This is a genomic window from Mesorhizobium sp. ESP-6-2 (genome assembly GCF_020164675.1).
In the GTDB taxonomy this organism is placed as follows: Bacteria; Pseudomonadota; Alphaproteobacteria; order Rhizobiales; family Rhizobiaceae; genus Mesorhizobium.
The window spans coordinates 152,102-170,051 of sequence record NZ_JAIUGT010000005.1; the positions used below are offsets into that span (position 1 = coordinate 152,102).

Annotated in this window: 16 protein-coding genes; 3 read left to right on the top strand and 13 right to left on the bottom strand. The window is 63.5% G+C overall.

All coding sequences use genetic code 11. The annotated features are described in order from the left end of the window. Nucleotides 1-19: 19 nt before the first annotated feature. Nucleotides 20-832 carry an enoyl-ACP reductase FabI gene (fabI, locus tag LB532_RS15640; RefSeq protein ID WP_140624823.1) on the top strand — a complete coding sequence of 271 codons (813 nt, stop codon included), beginning with the start codon at nt 20-22 and terminating at the stop codon, nt 830-832. Nucleotides 833-958: 126 nt separating this feature from the next. Then, nucleotides 959-2,503, top strand: a complete 1,545-nt coding sequence (locus LB532_RS15645; RefSeq protein ID WP_140639958.1) for a putative bifunctional diguanylate cyclase/phosphodiesterase — start codon at nt 959-961, stop codon at nt 2,501-2,503. Between the two features lie 18 nt (nt 2,504-2,521). On the opposite strand, the gene LB532_RS15650 is transcribed toward LB532_RS15645, so the two are convergent. The 10 genes from LB532_RS15650 to rimP form a co-directional block, all read right to left on the bottom strand. After that, nucleotides 2,522-3,541 (bottom strand): class I SAM-dependent methyltransferase, encoded by a 1,020-nt coding sequence (locus tag LB532_RS15650; RefSeq protein WP_140639959.1) that lies wholly within the window; start codon nt 3,539-3,541, stop codon nt 2,522-2,524. Nucleotides 3,542-3,610: 69 nt separating this feature from the next. After that, on the bottom strand, nt 3,611-5,758 hold the full coding sequence (gene pnp, locus LB532_RS15655) for a polyribonucleotide nucleotidyltransferase (protein ID WP_140550084.1): 2,148 nt from the start codon (nt 5,756-5,758) through the stop codon (nt 3,611-3,613). A gap of 414 nt (nt 5,759-6,172) precedes the next feature. Further along, complete coding sequence (gene rpsO / locus LB532_RS15660; RefSeq protein WP_140496780.1) at nt 6,173-6,442, bottom strand: 30S ribosomal protein S15; 270 nt, start codon at nt 6,440-6,442, stop codon at nt 6,173-6,175. Nucleotides 6,443-6,624: 182 nt separating this feature from the next. Continuing rightward, a complete protein-coding gene (gene corA, locus LB532_RS15665) occupies nt 6,625-7,719 on the bottom strand; it encodes a magnesium/cobalt transporter CorA (protein WP_140639960.1) in 1,095 nt (364 codons plus the stop codon). A 45-nt stretch (nt 7,720-7,764) separates the two neighbouring features. Beyond that, complete coding sequence (truB, locus tag LB532_RS15670) at nt 7,765-8,736, bottom strand: tRNA pseudouridine(55) synthase TruB (RefSeq protein ID WP_140639961.1); 972 nt, start codon at nt 8,734-8,736, stop codon at nt 7,765-7,767. Further along, the gene (rbfA, locus tag LB532_RS15675) at nt 8,736-9,149 is read right to left on the bottom strand and encodes a 30S ribosome-binding factor RbfA (RefSeq protein ID WP_140639962.1); all 414 of its coding nucleotides are present in this window, start codon (nt 9,147-9,149) and stop codon (nt 8,736-8,738) included. Before rbfA ends, truB begins: the two co-directional genes overlap by 1 nt. A 113-nt stretch (nt 9,150-9,262) precedes the next feature. After that, complete coding sequence (infB, locus tag LB532_RS15680; protein ID WP_140639963.1) at nt 9,263-11,836, bottom strand: translation initiation factor IF-2; 2,574 nt, start codon at nt 11,834-11,836, stop codon at nt 9,263-9,265. Continuing rightward, entirely contained in the window at nt 11,833-12,483 is a 651-nt protein-coding gene (locus LB532_RS15685) for an RNA-binding protein (protein ID WP_140640180.1), read from the bottom strand. Before LB532_RS15685 ends, infB begins: the two co-directional genes overlap by 4 nt. 38 nt (nt 12,484-12,521) lie before the next feature. Beyond that, a complete protein-coding gene (nusA, locus tag LB532_RS15690) occupies nt 12,522-14,117 on the bottom strand; it encodes a transcription termination factor NusA (protein WP_140639964.1) in 1,596 nt (531 codons plus the stop codon). 48 nt (nt 14,118-14,165) lie between these two features. Beyond that, nucleotides 14,166-14,813, bottom strand: coding sequence for a ribosome maturation factor RimP (gene rimP, locus LB532_RS15695; protein WP_140639965.1), 648 nt, complete (start codon nt 14,811-14,813; stop codon nt 14,166-14,168). A 293-nt stretch (nt 14,814-15,106) separates the two neighbouring features. Between rimP and LB532_RS15700 the strand changes: the two genes are divergently transcribed. Further along, nucleotides 15,107-15,271: a hypothetical protein gene (locus tag LB532_RS15700; RefSeq protein ID WP_140639966.1), complete on the top strand. Its 165-nt coding sequence runs from the start codon at nt 15,107-15,109 to the stop codon at nt 15,269-15,271. An 87-nt stretch (nt 15,272-15,358) separates the two neighbouring features. On the opposite strand, the gene trmB is transcribed toward LB532_RS15700, so the two are convergent. From trmB to LB532_RS15715, 3 genes are all read right to left on the bottom strand, one after another. Next, complete coding sequence (gene trmB, locus LB532_RS15705; RefSeq protein WP_140639967.1) at nt 15,359-16,060, bottom strand: tRNA (guanine(46)-N(7))-methyltransferase TrmB; 702 nt, start codon at nt 16,058-16,060, stop codon at nt 15,359-15,361. 26 nt (nt 16,061-16,086) lie between these two features. Beyond that, the gene (metK, locus tag LB532_RS15710; protein ID WP_140639968.1) at nt 16,087-17,352 is read right to left on the bottom strand and encodes a methionine adenosyltransferase; all 1,266 of its coding nucleotides are present in this window, start codon (nt 17,350-17,352) and stop codon (nt 16,087-16,089) included. 170 nt (nt 17,353-17,522) lie between these two features. Continuing rightward, on the bottom strand, nt 17,523-17,942 hold the full coding sequence (locus tag LB532_RS15715) for a helix-turn-helix domain-containing protein (protein WP_140496800.1): 420 nt from the start codon (nt 17,940-17,942) through the stop codon (nt 17,523-17,525). Nucleotides 17,943-17,950 lie beyond the last annotated feature (8 nt).

The window sequence follows — 17,950 nt, forward strand, 5'->3', positions numbered from 1 at the left end:
TCCACGAGGATTGGCGATCATGGACGGATTGATGAAGGGCAAGCGCGGGCTTGTCATGGGCGTCGCCAACGATCATTCGATCGCCTGGGGCATAGCCCGGAAACTGTCCGAACATGGGGCCGAACTTGCCTTCACCTACCAGGGTGACGCCTTCGGCCGCCGAGTCAAACCGCTCGCCGACAAGCTCGGCGCGGCGCTGGTGGTTCCCTGCGACGTCGAGGACAGCGCCTCGGTCCGCGCCACCTTCGAGACTTTGGGCAAGGCCTGGGGTGGGCTCGACTTCGTGGTCCATGCCATCGGGTTTTCAGACAAGAATGAGCTCAAGGGCCTCTACGCCGACACCAGCCGAGACAATTTCGTCCGCACCATGGTCATCTCCTGCTACTCCTTCACCGAGGTCGCGCGCCACGCCGCGGCCCTGATGCAGGATGGCGGATCGATGATCACCCTGACCTATGCCGGTTCGGTGCGCGTCATGCCGAACTACAACGTCATGGGCGTCGCCAAGGCCGGCCTCGAGGCGAGCGTGCGCTATCTCGCCAACGATTACGGCCCGCGCGGCATCAGGGTGAACGGCATATCGGCGGGACCGGTGCGAACGCTTGCCGGCGCCGGGATTTCCGATGCGCGCCACATGTTCTCTTACCAGCAGCGCAATTCTCCGCTGCGCCGCACCGTGACCATTGACGAGGTCGGCGGCTCGGCTCTCTATCTCCTATCCGACCTCGCTTCCGGCGTCACCGGCGAAATCCACTATGTCGATTCAGGCTATCATATCGTTTCCATGCCGACGCTCGAGGAGCTGAAGCAGACGGATCGCGCGAGCGAATAGGCCATTTCGCGAAATGGTCTTTTCTCCTGTGAAGAAATAATTCCCTTCCAATAAAATTGGATGCATTCGCGGAAACTCATTTTAAGGGCCTATCCGCTACAAAGTCCCGCAATTTGGGGACTTTCAATGCCTGCCGTCAGCAACCCGAACCGCACACCGGTGTTCCGGCTGATCACCATAGCCAGTTCGGGCATTGGCAGTTTCATCCTCGGCATCTGGGGCCTGAAGCACGCGCTTGGCGACGGCTTTGCCGGCATGCCGGCGGACGTGATGGTGGCGATCATGGCTGCCCTTTGCGCGCTGGCGGCGGCGGGAGCCGCGATGTCTTTCTTCGCCGGCGTCGATGAATCGGCTGATTTCGTCTTCAACGAAACCCAGTTCGACAAGCTGACCGGATTGCTGGCGCGTCCGGCAATGGTCGGCAAAATCGCCGAGGCAGCCTGCGCGACGAGCCGCACCGGGGCCCCGATGTTCCTCATCGACATCGACATCGACCGGTTCAAGCAGATCAACGACGCGATCGGCTACAGCCAGGGCGACGAACTGATCCGCGCCTTCACCAAGAGGCTGCAGGCCTGCGTGCCCGAGCGCGTGCTGATCGGGCGCATCGGCGCCGGCGAGTTCGCGGTGCTGCTTCCGGATCATCAGATCCACGGCACGATGGAAGCTATGGTGGAGAGGCTCATCGACGAGATGATGGAGCCCTATGAGCTAAGCAGCCACCAGCAATCGGTGAGCCTGTCGGTGGGCATCGTGGCGATGCCCAAGGACGGTATCGACCCAGTCCTCATCCTGCGCCGCTCCAACCTGGCGCTGCAAAATGCGCGCGCCAGGGGAGTCGGCAACTGGTCGGTCTTCGATACCGAGATGGGGCGGGTCGCCGATCATCGCCAATGGGTCGAATCCGAGCTGCACATCGCATTCGAGCGCGGTGATTTCGACCTTCACTATCAGCCGCAGTTGGACCTGCCGAGCGGCCGCATCGTCGGCTATGAAGCGCTGATCCGCTGGAACCATCCAGAACGCGGCATGATCCCGCCTCTGGAGTTCATCCAGATCGCCGAGGAAACCGGCATGATCAATCCGATCGGCGAATGGGTTCTGCGCAAAGCATGCAGCGACGCCCGCCATTTGCCCGACGACTGCTTCGTCGCCGTCAACATCTCGCCGGTCCAGTTCATGACCAAGGACTTCATCGGCCTCGTGCGCGACACGATGCGGACCACCGGCATCAAGCCGTCGCGGCTGGAGCTGGAAGTCACCGAGACGGCCATGATGCAGGACCGCGACCGCGCCGCCGCCATCCTGAAAGAGCTTGCCGACATGGGCATCTCGGTTGCAGTCGACGATTTCGGGACCGGCTATTCCAATCTCAGCTACCTGATCGATTTCTCCTTCGGCAAGCTGAAGATCGACCGCTCCTTCGTCAGCCGCATCGATACGGATTCGAGCTCCGGCGCCGTCGTATCGACCATTGTCGGCCTCTCGCGAGCACTCGGCGTCAGTATCATTGCCGAGGGTGTCGAGACAGAGGACCAGGCGACACTGCTCAGGGCTGCCGGTTGCGAGGTGGTGCAAGGCTATCTGTTCGGCCGGCCCGCGCCGCTTGCAGTCATGGCCGGCGAGGGACATGTCGTCGAGGATTCGAGGCGCGTCGCCAATCTGCACTGAGTGCCAAGCCGTTGCGTGTCAGCGATGCGCGGAAAGAACCTTGAACATGCCGTCACGGGCGAGCTCGGCATGGCTGGAGAAGGCAGCGGCCAGCACGTGCTCGTAAGGTAGCTGGCGGTTCGCCACCATGTACAGCCGTGCTCCCGGCTTCAGCGCCTTTGCCGCTGCCCGGATCAGGCCGGCGCCGATCTCCGGTTCAGCCGCGCGGCTGCGATGAAAGGGCGGGTTCATGACGACCGCGTCGTAGCGACGCTCGACCGGCTCGCCCTGCAGGTCCGTCCAGAAGAAACCTTTCGCAACCGACTGGCTGGCCGTGGCAAGATTGGCTTTGGCGGCTTCGAGCGAAGCGAAATCCGCCTCATAGAGATCAAGTGCCGAGATGCCGGGCGAACGCGCTTCCATCTCCGCCGCCAGATAGCCCCAGCCGGCGCAGAAATCGGCGACATGGCCGCGCAGGTCTGCCGGAAGATGGTCCGCCAGCAACTTCGAACCGGCATCGACACGATCGAAGGAAAACATGCCGGGCGCCGTGCTGAAGCGGCCGTCGACCAGCCCGGCGGGATTGGCGGCACGCAGCGCTGCCGCCGCCTCCGTCCCGGCCGGCCGGCGAAGCCAGAAGGCGATGCCGTGATATTTGGGCAGATGGCCTTCGAGCGGCACAAGCTCGTCCATGCGCTTGCGCAGACTGGCGATGCCGTCATCCTTGCCGCCGGCAATGACGATCAATCCGCACTCGGCGACGCGCTCCAGCGCTTCCGCGATGCGCAGCTCGTTCTGGCCGCGATGGCGGCCCGCGAGCACCAGCGCGGCGTCAAAGCCATCACCCTCCGGTTGCGCGGTCACGGCGAACCCCGCAGCTTGCAGCGCGCGAAAGTGTGGCCGGAAGCCTTGCACCACGTGCAGCTCGGCGTCGAAGTCCCGCGGTGTCCGCAAGCCGGATTCGGCCCCGAGAAAAAGCATGCGCTCGCCCTTTCGCGGCAAGGCGACCGCCTCGGCCTCGAATGGATGGAACAGCGTCTTCAGCGCTTCAGCGGACATGCCTTTGCTCCATAAACGAAAGCGGGCGCGACATGAGCCGCGCCCGCTTCGATTTTTCCGTCAGCCCGTTCAGGCGGCGTTTTCTTCGCTCTCGGCCTTCTTGTCGCGAACGATTTCCTTGCCGGTAGCCTGGTCGACGACCTTCATCGACAGGCGGACCTTGCCGCGCTCGTCGAAGCCCATCAGCTTGACCCACACCTTGTCGCCTTCCTTGACGACGTCCGAAGTCTTGGCGACCCGGTCGTTGGCAAGCTGCGAGATGTGGACGAGGCCGTCACGCGGGCCGAAGAAGTTGACGAAGGCGCCGAAGTCGGCGGTCTTGACGACCGTGCCTTCGTAGATTTCGCCGACTTCCGGCTCGGCGACGATGGTGTGGATCCATTTCTTCGCCGCCTCGATCTCCTTGGCGTTCGCCGAAGCGATCTTGACCGTGCCGTCATCCTCGATATTGATCTTGGCGCCGGTCTTCTCGACGATCTCGCGGATGACCTTGCCGCCGGAACCGATCACGTCGCGGATCTTGTCGGTCGGGATGTGCATGACCTCGATGCGCGGCGCGAACTCGCCGAGCTCGGCGCGCGCGCCGGACAGCGCGTGGCCCATTTCGCCGAGAATATGCTGGCGACCGTCCTTGGCCTGGTCGAGAGCGATCTTCATGATCTCCTCGGTGATGCCTTCGATCTTGATGTCCATCTGCAAGGAGGTGATGCCGTTGGTGGTGCCGGCGACCTTGAAATCCATGTCGCCGAGGTGATCCTCGTCGCCCAGGATGTCGGAGAGCACGGCGAAGCGCTCACCTTCCTTGATCAGACCCATGGCGATACCCGCGACGGGCTTTGCCAGCGGCACGCCGGCGTCCATCAGCGCCAACGAGGTGCCGCAGACGGTTGCCATCGACGACGAGCCGTTGGACTCGGTGATCTCCGAGACGACGCGCAGCGTGTAGGGGAACTGGTCTGATGTCGGCAGCATCGGGCGGATGGCGCGCCAGGCGAGCTTGCCGTGGCCGATCTCGCGGCGGCCGGGCGAGCCCATGCGGCCGGTCTCGCCGACGGAATAGGGAGGGAAGTTGTAGTGGAGGAGGAACTTCTCCTTGTACATGCCGGTCAGGGAATCGACATACTGCTCGTCCTCGCCGGTGCCCAGCGTGGCGACGACCAGCGCCTGGGTCTCGCCGCGGGTGAACAGCGCCGAACCGTGGGTGCGCGGCAGGACGCCGACCTCGGACACGATCTTGCGCACGGTCTTCAGGTCACGGCCGTCGATGCGCGAACCGGTGTCGAGAATGTTCCAGCGCACGACCTTGGCCTGGAGCTCCTTGAATACGCTGCCGATCTGCTCGGAGGAATATTTCGGCTCTTCGCCTTCGGCCGGAGCGAAGGCCGCCTTGACCTTGGCCTTGACGGCGTCCACGGCGGCATAGCGCTTTTGCTTGTCGGTGATCTTGTACGCGTCGCGAAGCTCGTCGCCGACGATCTTCAGCATCTCGGCTTCGAGAGCGGAATAGTCCGGCGCGGTGAAGTCGCGCGGGTCCTTGGCGGCGACCTCGGCCAGCTTGATGATCGCGTCGATCACCGGTTGGAAACCGCGATGGCCGAACATGACCGCGCCGAGCATCAGGTCTTCGCCGAGTTCCTTGGCTTCGGACTCGACCATCAGCACGGCGTCGGCGGTGCCGGCGACGACGAGGTCGAGCTTGGATTCCTGCATCTCGTCGACATGCGGGTTGAGCACGTATTCGCCGTTGATGTAGCCGACGCGGGCGCCGCCGATCGGGCCCATGAAGGGCACACCCGACAGGGTCAGGGCCGCCGAGGTGGCGACGATCGACAGGATGTCCGGATCGTTCTCGAGATCATGCTGGACGACGGTGACGACGATCTGCGTGTCGTTCTTGTAGCCGTCGGCAAAGAGTGGGCGGATCGGGCGGTCGATGAGGCGCGAAACCAGCGTTTCCTTTTCGCTCGGACGGCCTTCACGCTTGAAATAGCCGCCTGGGATCTTGCCGGCGGCGTAGGTCTTTTCCTGGTAATTGACGGTCAGCGGAAAGAAGTCGAGGCCCGGCTTGGGCTCCTTCATCGAAACGACCGTGGCGAGAACCTTGGTCTCGCCGTAGGTGGCGAGCACGGCGCCGTCGGCCTGGCGCGCGATCTTGCCGGTTTCGAGGATGAGCGGGCGACCGCCCCATTCGATTTCCACTTTGTGGTGATTGAACATGTCTTGTCCTTCATATGAGGAAAAGGCCGCGCCGTTTCAGCGTGCGCGGGTGCCCTTTCCCCTGGCTTCCTTTCTCGGGCAGCCACGGGCAAGACAACGGGAAGCTCGATCCATGTCGGCCGGATGGCCGCACGAGCGTCCTGCAATCCTGCCCCATGACCGTCCATGGGGTGGCTTCGAGGGGGCCCTCTGCACGCTCGAAACCGGATTTGGCCAATCGATCCGACTGGCCCTGCGCATGACCCCACAAGCAGCGGCTTGCGGAATGCGTCACGCGCAAACTCAACTTGTTGGAGCGTCCGTCCGGCATCCGGATGGGTGCGCGGCGCTCCAGTACCTGCATTCGAGATCGGATTGGTCCGGTGCTCAAATGCGCGACCGGCGGGCCCTTGCGAGGGCCCGCCGGTCAATTCGTCAACGGCGCAGGCCGAGCTTCTCGATCAGCGTCTGGTAGCGCGTGTCGTCCTTGCGCTTGAGATAATCAAGCAGGCTGCGGCGCTGGGAGACGAGAGCGAGCAGACCACGGCGGGAATGGTTATCCTTCTTGTGGTCCTTGAAATGGTCGGTCAGGTTCTTGATGCGCTCGGAAAGGATGGCCACCTGAACTTCCGGAGACCCGGTGTCGCCCTTGGCGGTTGCGAATTCAGTCATCAATTCCTGTTTGCGCTCGGCAGTGATCGACATCGTGTTTTTCCTTATCTGTTCGAGGAAACGGGTCGCCCTCAGCCGGGATGTCGTCCAGCAGGGGCCGGTGCAAAGCAGAGCGTCATAGCGCTAAGCTGCGGCGCATATAGTGCAATTCCCAAGAAAACACCAGCCCAATTCACGAAGCCGGCTTTTCACGCCAAAACGGCAAGTTATCGCCGTCAAAGCCATTTCTTCCATTTGAAGAAGGCAATCAGCCCAATCGCGACCACGGCCATGAACAACAGCGACAAGGGATAGCCGTAATAGGCCTTCAGCTCCGGCATGTTCCAGGGCGACGTCTCCGGATCGAAATTCATGCCCCAGACGCCGACCAGAAACGTGAGCGGCATGAAGATGACCGACACGATCGTCAGATAGGAGATGACCTCGTTGGTGCGTGCCTGGCTCAGCGACAGATGCATCTCGATCAGGCCGGTCAGCATGTCGCGCTGGTTCTCGACCAACTCGATCAGCCGCAGCGCGTGGTCGAGCGTATCATTCAGGAAAACCTTGGTTTCAGCCTTCACATAGGACACGTCGTTGCGGATCAGCGTCGCCAGCGCGTCGCGCATCGGCCACAGCACCCCCTTCAGCACATTGGCGTCGTGCCGCAATCCATGAAGCTGCTGCATCTGATGCTTGTGCGGCGCGTGCAGCATCTGGTCCTCGATGCTGTCGACGAGTTCGCCGGCCGCCTCGATCGGCGGAAAGTAGCTGTCGACGATGGCGTCGATCAGCGCATAGGCGAGATAGTCGGCGCCACGGGCGCGCAGCCGGTTCGGCGCCGAGCTTTCGATGCGCTTGCGCACCGGATCGAACGGATCGCCTTCACGCTCCTGGAAGGTGACGACGAAATTCTTGCCAAGGAAGACGGCGATCTGCTCGTAGCGGTGCGAGGCGACGTCGTCGATCACCCGCATGACCACGAAAGCGTGATCTTCGAAGAAATCCACCTTCGGCCGCTGGCCTGTGTTGACGACGTCTTCCAGCGCCAGCGGATGCAGGTTGAAGATGCGGCCGATCTCCTCGATCAGCTCGATATTGGCGAGGCCGGTGCAGTCCAGCCAGATGACTGGCCACTTTTCGCAATTGGCATTGACGTCGTCGATGCTGGCATTGTCGATCGTTTTGGACTTTTGCGGCGAGATCAGGGTGAGCCGCAGTTCCGAGCGTCGCGCCGCGGGATCGGCGATCAGCGTGCCGGGAGATGCGCCTACCGGCGGCCGCCTGGTCCTGAACGGCGCCCGTGTCTTGATCGCCTCAACCTTTGCCATGCGGTCCCTCGGATAGATATCGCATAGAGATCAGATGAGGGGTTCTCACCCGGCAAAAACCCGTTTGGGCTTGAACATGCCCTGCTCGACGGCGCCGATGGCCACCAGCTTGCCGCGCGCGGTCGCGCAGGCTTCTTCGGCCTCCACCGGCGCGTCGCGGCCGCGGATGATGACGGGGTTGCCGAGGCGGATCTTCGTCGCCGCATCGTCGCTGATGGCGATCTGCGGCAGGCAGTCGAGTGCTGCCGAGGTGTCGACAAGCAGTGCATCGATCGCGCCAAAATCGATCGCCGCTTCTATCGTATCGGGGGACGGTTCCTGTGTGCCATGACCCTGCTCGCCGAAGCGCGCCGCCTCCAGTTCGGCGACGGTGACGAAATCCTCGGCAGTGAACGGCTCGACCTCGATCCGGCGCAGTTCAGAAATATGGCCGAAGCAGCCGAGATCGCGGCCCATATCGCGGGCCAGCGAGCGCACATAGGTGCCCTTGCCGCATTCGACCTCGAAAACCGTATGATCGGCCCCTTGCTCGACGATGTCGAGGCGGCCGATTTCGATCTCGCGCGCGGGAATATCGACCGTCTCGCCGTCGCGGGCGAGATCATAGGCGCGTTCGCCCGCGATCTTGATGGCCGAGAATTGCGGCGGCGTCTGCATGATGACGCCGGTGTATTTCGATAGCAGCGCCCGCACTTCGGCCTCCGCGGGACGCCGATCGGAGTCCCTCGTCACCGGACCCTCGAGGTCGTCGGTCGAGCGCTCCTGCCCCCAGGCGACAGTGAAGCGGTAGATCTTGGCGCCGTCCTGAACGTAGGGCACGGTCTTGGTGGCTTCACCGAGCGCGATCGGCAGCATGCCGGAAGCGAGCGGATCGAGTGTGCCGGCGTGGCCGGCCTTCTCCGCCTGGAACAGCCACTTGATCTTGGAGACGGCCTCGGTCGAGCCCATGCCGACCGGCTTGTCCAGCACCACCCAGCCCGAGACCGGCCGGCCCTTCTTCTTGCCGCGGCGCGCCATTATTCGCTGTCCTTATCGTCGTCGTCCGCATCCAGATCGCGCGACACTTCCGGCGATTTCAAGAGATCGTTGATCCTGGCGAAATTATCGAAGGAGGTGTCGAGCCGGAAGCGAAACTCGGGCATGTACTTCATCTGCCGCAGCGCGCCGGAGACACGGCCGCGGATGAACTTGGCATGCTTGTTGAGCGCCTCGACCACCGCGCCGGCGTCCGTGGCGCCGAGCGGCGAGATGAAGGCGGTTGCGATCTTGAGGTCGGGCGACATACGCACTTCCGAGACCGAAACCACGGCATTCTCGACCAGCGGATCGATGATCTCGCCGCGCTGCAAGGTTTCAGACAGCGCATGGCGCACCTGCTCGCCGACGCGCAGCATGCGCTGGGATGGGCCTGATGTGGTCGAACGGGGCATTTTTCTCGATCCTGAAAGCGTGGGGCACGGGATAGGACCGTGCCTCATGTCTCAAATATTAGCCAGGCGGCGGCCTCTCGGCCACCGCCTGGCATGACGGACGTCATACGAACTCAGAGCGTGCGGGTTACCATCTCGACGCGGAAGCACTCGATGATGTCGCCGACGCGCATGTCCTCGTAGTTCTGGAAGGCCATGCCGCATTCCTGGCCGCCCGGGACTTCCGAAACCTCGTCCTTGAAGCGCTTCAGCGTCTTCAGCGTGCCTTCGTGGATGACGACGTTGTCGCGGATCAGGCGCACGCCCGCGCCACGCTCGACCTTGCCTTCGGTGACACGGCAGCCGGCGATCTTGCCGACCTTGGTGATGTCGAAGATCTCGAGGATCTGCGCATTGCCGATGAAGGTCTCGCGACGCTCCGGCGAGAGCATACCTGACAGAGCCGCCTTCACGTCATCAACGAGGTTGTAGATGATCGAGTAGTAGCGGATCTCGATGCCCGCGGCCGCGGCGGCGGCGCGTGCCTGCACATTGGCGCGGACGTTGAAACCGATGATCGCCGCACCCGACGTCTCCGCCAGCGACACGTCGCTTTCGGTGATGGCGCCGGCGCCGGCATGGACGATGCGCGCACGCACCTCGTCGGTGCCGAGCTTGTCGAGCGCCGCGTTGATCGCCTCGATCGAACCCTGCACGTCGCCCTTGATGACCAGCGGGAACTCCTTCAGTCCGCTCGTCTGCAGCTGCGACATCATCTGTTCGAGCGAACCGCGCTGGCCGGCATGGCGGGCAACCGCCTTCTCGCGGGCCAGACGCTGGCGATATTCGGTGATCTCGCGGGCGCGGGCCTCGTTGTTGACCACCGCGAAGCGGTCGCCGGCCTGCGGCGTGCCCTGGAGGCCCAGCACCTCGACCGGCATCGCCGGCGGCGCTTCCTTGACGTGTTCGCCACGATCATCGACCAGCGCGCGCACACGGCCCCATTCATTGCCGGCGACAAGGATGTCGCCCGGCATCAGCGTGCCGGTCTGCACCAGCACGGTGGCGACGGGGCCACGGCCCTTGTCGAGCTGCGCCTCGATGACGACGCCCTCGGCGGTGCGGTCCGGATTGGCCTTGAGGTCGAGGATTTCGGCCTGCAGCAGGATCGCTTCGAGCAGCTTGTCGAGATTGGTGCCCTTGGTCGCCGACACTTCGACGTCCAGCACCTCGCCGCCCATCGATTCCACGAACACCTCGTGGCGCAACAGCTCGGAGCGCACTTTCTGCGGATCGGCGTCATGCTTGTCGATCTTGTTGATCGCCACGATGATCGGAACGCCGGCCGCCTTGGCATGGCTGATCGATTCGATCGTCTGCGGCATCACGCTGTCGTCGGCCGCCACCACCAGGATGGCAATGTCGGTGGCCTGGGCGCCGCGGGCGCGCATGGCCGTGAAGGCGGCGTGGCCGGGCGTGTCGATGAAGGTGATCTTCTGGCCGTTCTTCTCGACCTGATAGGCGCCGATATGCTGGGTGATGCCGCCGGCCTCGCCGGAGACGACATTGGCGTTGCGGATCGCGTCGAGCAGCGAGGTCTTGCCGTGGTCGACATGGCCCATGATGGTCACGACAGGCGGCCGCGACACCAGGTCTTCCGGACGGTCGGCGATGTTGAACAGGCCTTCCTCGATGTCGGACTCGGCGACGCGGCGGACCGTGTGGCCGAATTCGGTGGCGACCAGTTCCGCCGTGTCGGCGTCGATGACGTCGCCCGGCTTCAGGATCTGACCCTGCTTCATGAAGAACTTGACCACATCGACAGCGCGCTCGGACATGCGCTGCGCCAGTTCCTGGATAGTGATGGTTTCGGGCAGGATCACTTCGCGCATAACCTTCTCGCGCGGCTCATTGTGCATCGCGCGCTTGAACTTTTCCTGGCGGCGGCGCATCGACGACAGCGAACGGGCCCGCGCATCCTCGTCGGAAAGCGCGGAGTTCAAAGTCAGCTTGCCGCGACGGCGGTCTTCCTCGCCCTTGGTCGGCTTGGCCGGACGCGCCACTTCGGGCGTCACCAGACGGCGCACCGGCGCACCGGCGCCAGTCCGCTTCGGCTTGACCTCTTCTTCCTCGTCGGCGGTCGCCAGTTCGGCGGCCTGGGGCGCGCGGCGGCGTGCCTCTTCCTCGGCGCGGCGGCGGGATTCGGCCTCGGCCTGCAACCGCGCTTCTTCCTCGGCCTGGCGGCGTGCGGATTCCTCGCGCTCGCGCTTGCGGCGCTCCTCATCCTCGGCGCGGCGCTTGGCTTCCTCGACGGCGCGCTGGCGGTCCTCGACCTCGCGCGCCTTGGAGCCTTCGAGCGCCCTGCGGCGCGCTTCCATTTCGCTGCGCGACAGCTCGTTCAACACCATGCCGCTACGCTCGACCGGTGCCGGCGGAGGTGGAGGCGGTGCCTTGGGTGCCTCCTGCACGACGGGAGCCGCCGCGACCGCCGGCTTCGGGGTGAACACGGGGGCCACCACCGCCGGCTCCGGCTTGTCGCCGGGCAGCGAGAATTTGCGCTTCTTGGTCTCGACCACGACCGACTTGGTGCGGCCGTGCGAGAAGTTCTGGCGCACTGTGCCCTGTTCCATGCCGGGGCGCTTCAGCGTCAAGGTCTTCTTCGGCGTAACACTCAACGTCTTGTCGTCGCCCGATTTCGTATCGCTCATTCCATATCCTCTGCGGCCTCATCTTCGTCAGCAACGGCCGCAAGCATTGCCAGATCGTCCGGGGTACCGCCCCGATATCGGTCGAGCGCAACCATGCGCTTCTGGACCGCCTTACCCGCGTCTCCCGCGAGGACGGCAGCATGTATCACATTTGTACCCCCCAATGCCAAGCTCAACTCAGCCTCGGAGAAAAGTTTGTAGGCAAGGATGGAGGGGCCGCCAATATGGACGGTCGCCCGCCGCGCCTGGCTGATCTTGCGCACACCATCGTCTGAGGCTTCGGTCGCGTGGAGCACGAAAAGCGCCAATCCACCGCGCACCGCGCTCTCCACCTTGGTGGCGCCCAGCGCGATCGCCCCTGCCTTGCGAGCGAGACCCAGCATGCCAAGGGCGGATCTGGAAAGCAGCCCATCGACCATGCCGCCGAGGTCGGGCGGCACGACCACCTGTGCCTTGAAGGCGCGGGCGAAGAGGTTCTTCGCCGCCGCCTTGTCGATATGTAGGCGGTCGGCGCTCACCCAGCAACCACGGCCGGGCAGATTTCTCTTGAGATCCGGAACGACGGCCGAATCCGGGCCGATGACAAACCGGATCAGTTCATCCGGTTCGGCCTGCTTGCGGGTGACGATGCAGGTGCGATCGTTCATCTCGTCCAAGGGCGGGTTCTGTGCGATGCGGTTTCACCTCACGCACCAACGGCTTCGTCAGCCGGCGCTTCTTCGGCTGCAAGCTCGTCTTCGGAAATCCAGCCGGCCTTGAGACGGGCCGCGAGCACCATCTGCTCGGCATCGGCGCGCGAAACGCCATGATCGGCCAGCACGCCCGGATACACCTTGGTCTCGCCGTCCTTGCGTTCCTTCCAGCCGGTGAGGTCGTCGGCGGCATAGCCGGCGAAATCCTCGATCGTCTTCACGCCGTCCTCGCCAAGCGTCACCATCATGGCGGTGGTGATGCCCGGGATTTCGCGCAGCTCGTCCTTGACGCCCAGCGCCCTGCGCTTTTCGTCGTGCTCGGCTTCGATCTTCTCCAGATATTCGCGGGCCCGGGTCTGAATCTCCGAGGCGGTATCCTCATCGAAGCCGTCGATCGAGGCGATTTCGCCGGCATCGACATAGGCGACTTCCTCGACGCTGGTGAAGCCTTCGGAGGCAAGCACCTGGCCGACCATCTCGTCGACGTCGAGAGCTTCCATGAACAGCGCCGAGCGCTCGACGAATTCCTTCTGGCGGCGCTCGGATTCCTCGGCCTCGGTCAGGATGTCGATATCCCAGCCGGTGAGCTGCGAAGCGAGGCGCACATTCTGGCCGCGGCGGCCGATGGCCAGCGAGAGCTGGTCGTCCGGCACCACCACTTCGATGCGCTCGGCGTCCTCGTCGAGCACGACCTTGGCGACTTCCGCCGGCTGCAGCGCGTTGACGATGAAGGATGCGGCCGAGGGGGACCACGGAATGATGTCGATCTTCTCGCCCTGCAATTCGGCGACGACCGCCTGGACGCGGCTGCCGCGCATGCCGACGCAGGCGCCGACCGGATCGATCGAGCTGTCGCGCGAGATGACGGCGATCTTGGCGCGCGAACCGGGATCGCGGGCGACCGACTTGATCTCGATGATGCCGTCATAGATTTCCGGCACTTCCATGGTGAAGAGCTTGGCCATGAACTGCGGATGGGTGCGCGACAGGAAGATCTGCGGGCCGCGCTGCTCACGGCGCACGTCGTAGACATAGGCGCGGACGCGATCGCCATATTTGTAGTTTTCGCGCGGGATCAGCTCATCGCGGCGGATGATCGCTTCGCCACGGCCGAGATCGACGATGACATTGCCGTATTCGACGCGCTTGACGGTTCCGTTGACGATCTCGCCGATGCGGTCCTTGTATTCATCATACTGGCGGTCGCGCTCGGCCTCGCGCACCTTCTGCACGATGACCTGCTTGGCCGACTGGGCGGCGATACGGCCGAAATCCATCGGCGGCAGCTGTTCGGCGATGAAGTCGCCGAGCTGGGCGTCGGGATTGCGCTCGCGCGCCGAGGAAATGGCAATCTGCGTGGCGTAGTCGTCGACCTTCTCGACCACTTCCATCAGTCGCTGCAGCTTCATCTCACCGGTGTTGGGGTTGATGTCGGCGCGGATGTTGGTCTCCTGGCCATAACGCGAGCGTGCCGCCTTCTGGATCGCATCGGCCATGGCGGCGATGACGATCGACTTGTCGATCGACTTTTCGCGCGCGACCGCGTCGGCAATCTGCAGCAGTTCAAGTCTGTTGGCGCTTACAACCATGTTTTTTCTCCCGAGCCTGTTTGCCGGCCCTGGGGCCTGGCAGCTCAATCAACTTTCCTGTTCGTGTTCTTCCGTAGCGCCCGATTCCGTACCCTCCGGTACGTCGTCGTCCGGTTCGCCGCGGCGTTTCTTGGCTTCCTTGCGCGCCCTGTTGTCCTTCGACAACGCATCACGGATGAGGTCGTCGGTCAGGATCAGCCGGGCTTCGGCAATGGCGTCGTAGGGCACGCGCACTGTCGGCTCCTCACCGTAGGCCGCCTTGTCGCGCTCGATCAGCACATCGTTCTCACCGGCTTCGGCGATCTTGCCCTTGAAGCGCTTGCGATCCGCGACAACGACCGATGTTTCCATCTTCACCAGATGACCGGTCCAGGTCACGAAATCCGATTTGCGCACCAGCGGCCGGTCAATGCCGGGCGATGAGACTTCGAGATGATACGCCTTCTCGATGGGATCGTCGACGTCGAGCGCCGGCGACACCGCACGGCTCACCTCTTCGCAATCCTCGACGGTCATGGTGCCGTCCTCGCGCTCAGCCATGATCTGCAGCGTCAGCCCGTTCTGACCGGACAGATGCACGCGTACAAGGCGAAAGCCGATGCCGCGCAGCACCGGCTGGATGATCAGCGCGATGCGCGCATCGATGCCGCTTTCGCGGATGATGCGATCGTCGCTCTCGCTTGCCGTTGACGTCATTCGATTCCTGTCGATCATTCTCTAGCCGTCGGCAGGTAATAAAAAAGAGCGGGACCGGGTGGACCCACTCTTCGTCATACCGACCAAGAATTTGAGGCTGATATAAACGATCCGGCACGGTGTTTCAAGCCCGCCGTCCCAACTGCGCGCATGTCCGGTGCATTGGGCTTGCGCCAGGTGCATGCCATCCATGCGGCAACGGCCCTTGTTGGTTCTCAAGCCGCGCTCCTATCTACGTTGCATTGCACAAAACGATAGCGATAGCGCGTCACCGCACGCGAAAGGACATGACAATGAACAGCCGCAAGGTTTTTTCCGCCATAGGCGATCTCTTCACCACATTCGGCAGCGCCGTAGCCGCGTCGCGGGCGGTGGAAGCCGGCCGCAAGCCGCGCGCCCACGATCTGCGCAGGCTCGGCATGGATCCGACGGCTTTCGACAAGATCAGCCGTTTCTGAACTCCGGCCAACGGGCGACATTCGAGTTCTGTGTCCCCGCAACAATTGAAGATCGCCCACACACGAGGGGCGCCCAAATCCCGATGCCTAGGTCCTGATGAAGGTAAGATAGGCCGGCCGCCTGCCCTCGCGGACGGCTTTCGCCTCGTAGCGGGTGCCTGGCCAGCCATCGTAGGGGCGATGCCAGTCGGCGGCCTCTGAAGCCTGCCAGGCGAAACCGCCATGCGCGCGGCAATGCAACAGGGTCCAGTTCACATAGGTGTCGATGTCGGAAGTGAAACGGAATTCGCCGCCACGCTTCACAACGCGTGCGAAACGCTCGAGATTGACCGGGCTGACGAAACGGCGCTTCCAGTGCTTCTTCTTCGGCCACGGATCGGGATAGAGCAGGTCGATGCCATCGAGCGAGGCCTGCGGCAGCCAGTCGAGCAGCCGCGTGGCGTCGTCGTCGTAGACCCTGAGGTTGGCCAGCGGCTTTTCCCGCACCGCCATCATCATCTTGGCCATGCCGTTGACGAAGGGCTCGACGCCGATAAAGCCGGTCATCGGCGCTTCGGTCGCGCGATGCAGGAGATGCTCGCCGCCGCCAAAGCCGATTTCGAGGCGAAAGGCGGAAACATCGGCTTCGAACAGAGCCCGCAGATCCGACGGCGTCTCGGTCGTCAGATCGAGCCGATAGGTGTCGAGGCCGCTTTCCAGGGCCGCCGCCTGCTGCGGGCGAACCGGCTTGCCGCGCCGACGGCCGAAGAAGGCTTCTGTCGCGCGGCTTGGCCTGCCCCCGGAACTCATCGGCTGATCAGGTCCTGTCGCCGCCCTCAGGCAGCGACAGCATCCTTGAGTGCCTTGGCGAGATCGGTCTTTTCCCAGGAAAAGGACCCATCGCGGCCGGCCTTGCGGCCGAAATGACCGTAGGACGAGGTCTTGGCGTAGATCGGCTTGTTGAGGTCGAGGTGGCGGCGGATGCCGGACGGCGACAGGTCCATCACGCTGCGCAGCGCCTCCTCGAGCCTTGCCTCGTCGACCTTGCCGGTGCCGTGCAGGTCGACATAGACCGACAGCGGCTGGGCGACGCCGATGGCGTAGGAAAGCTGGATGGTGCAGCGGTCCGCGAGCTTCGCCGCCACGACGTTCTTGGCCAGGTAGCGCGCCGCATAAGCGGCCGAACGGTCGACCTTGGTGGTGTCCTTGCCCGAGAAGGCGCCGCCGCCATGGGGTGCGGCGCCGCCATAGGTGTCGACGATGATCTTGCGGCCGGTCAGCCCGGCGTCGCCATCAGGCCCGCCGATGACGAACTTGCCGGTCGGATTGATGTACCACATGCAATCGTCGGCAATCTTGAGGTCACCCAATGCCTCGCGGATATAGGGCTCGACGACCTTGCGCACCTTCTTGGAATCCCAGCTCGCATCGAGGTGCTGGGTCGACAGCACGATCTGCGTCGCTTCGGCGGCCTTGCCGTCGATATAGCGGACGGTAACCTGGCTCTTGGCGTCCGGCCCGAGCTTGCCGGCATCGCCGTTGTTCTGGTGGCGGGCGGCGGCCAGAAGTTCGAGGATCTTGTGGCTGTAGTAGATCGGCGCCGGCATCAGGTCCGGAGTCTCGCGGCAGGCATAGCCAAACATGATGCCCTGGTCGCCGGCACCCTCCTCGCCCTGGCGGTCGGAGGCATTGTCGACGCCTTGGCCGATGTCGGGCGACTGGCCATGTAGCAGAACGTCGATCTTGGCCTTTTTCCAGTGGAAGCCGGCCTGCTCATAGCCGATCTCGCGGATCGCCTTGCGGGCGACCGACTTGAACTTCGCCGGGTTGACGATCGGATGGCCGGCGGCATCCCTGAGGATGTTGCCTTCCTTGTCCTTCTTCAGCAGCGTCTCGGGAACGCGCACCTCGCCGGCGATGACGACGCGGTTGGTGGTCGCCAGCGTCTCGCAGGCGACGCGGACTTTCCACGGGTCCATGCCCGTCTTCTTGGCCTCACGGTAGACCAGGTCGACGATCTCGTCGGAGATCCGGTCACAGACTTTGTCGGGATGGCCCTCGGCAACGGATTCCGAGGTAAAGAAGTAGTTCTGCCGCGTCACGGGTGTCCCCTCTTGAAAAAACGATCGGCAGGCTGCCGATTTGGCGCGCCACGTGTTAGCGGGGCGAAGCGCCGCTCGTCAAGCGGCGCCGCCCTTCTGGCATGAATGTCGATGTCGATATTTTGTACCACCAGCGGCCGGAATGCCGCCGGTTCGAGTCCTGTTGCGGATCAGTCGGAATCTTCGGACGCCAGCGACTTCACCAGGTCTATGATCCTGCGACGCACCTTGACGTCGGCGATCTTGACGAAGGCCCGGTTGAGCTGAAGGCCCTCCGGGCTGCCGCAGAATTCCACGGCGAAAGCCATCGAAGCATCCTCCGCGAATCCGCGGCCGGCCGGGCTCTCCTGGCCCGGCGCATCCTCGAAAAAGAAGGCGACAGGCACGCCGAGTATGGATGCTATCGCCTGCAGGCGGCTTGCGCCGACACGGTTGGTGCCCTTTTCATATTTCTGTATCTGCTGAAATGTGATGCCGAGGTTCTCGCCCAGTTTTTCCTGGCTCATTCCCAACATATTGCGGCGAAGCCGGATGCGACTTCCAACATGGATGTCGATCGGATTCGGTTTCTTCTTGTTATCTTCTGTCATTTTTTCCT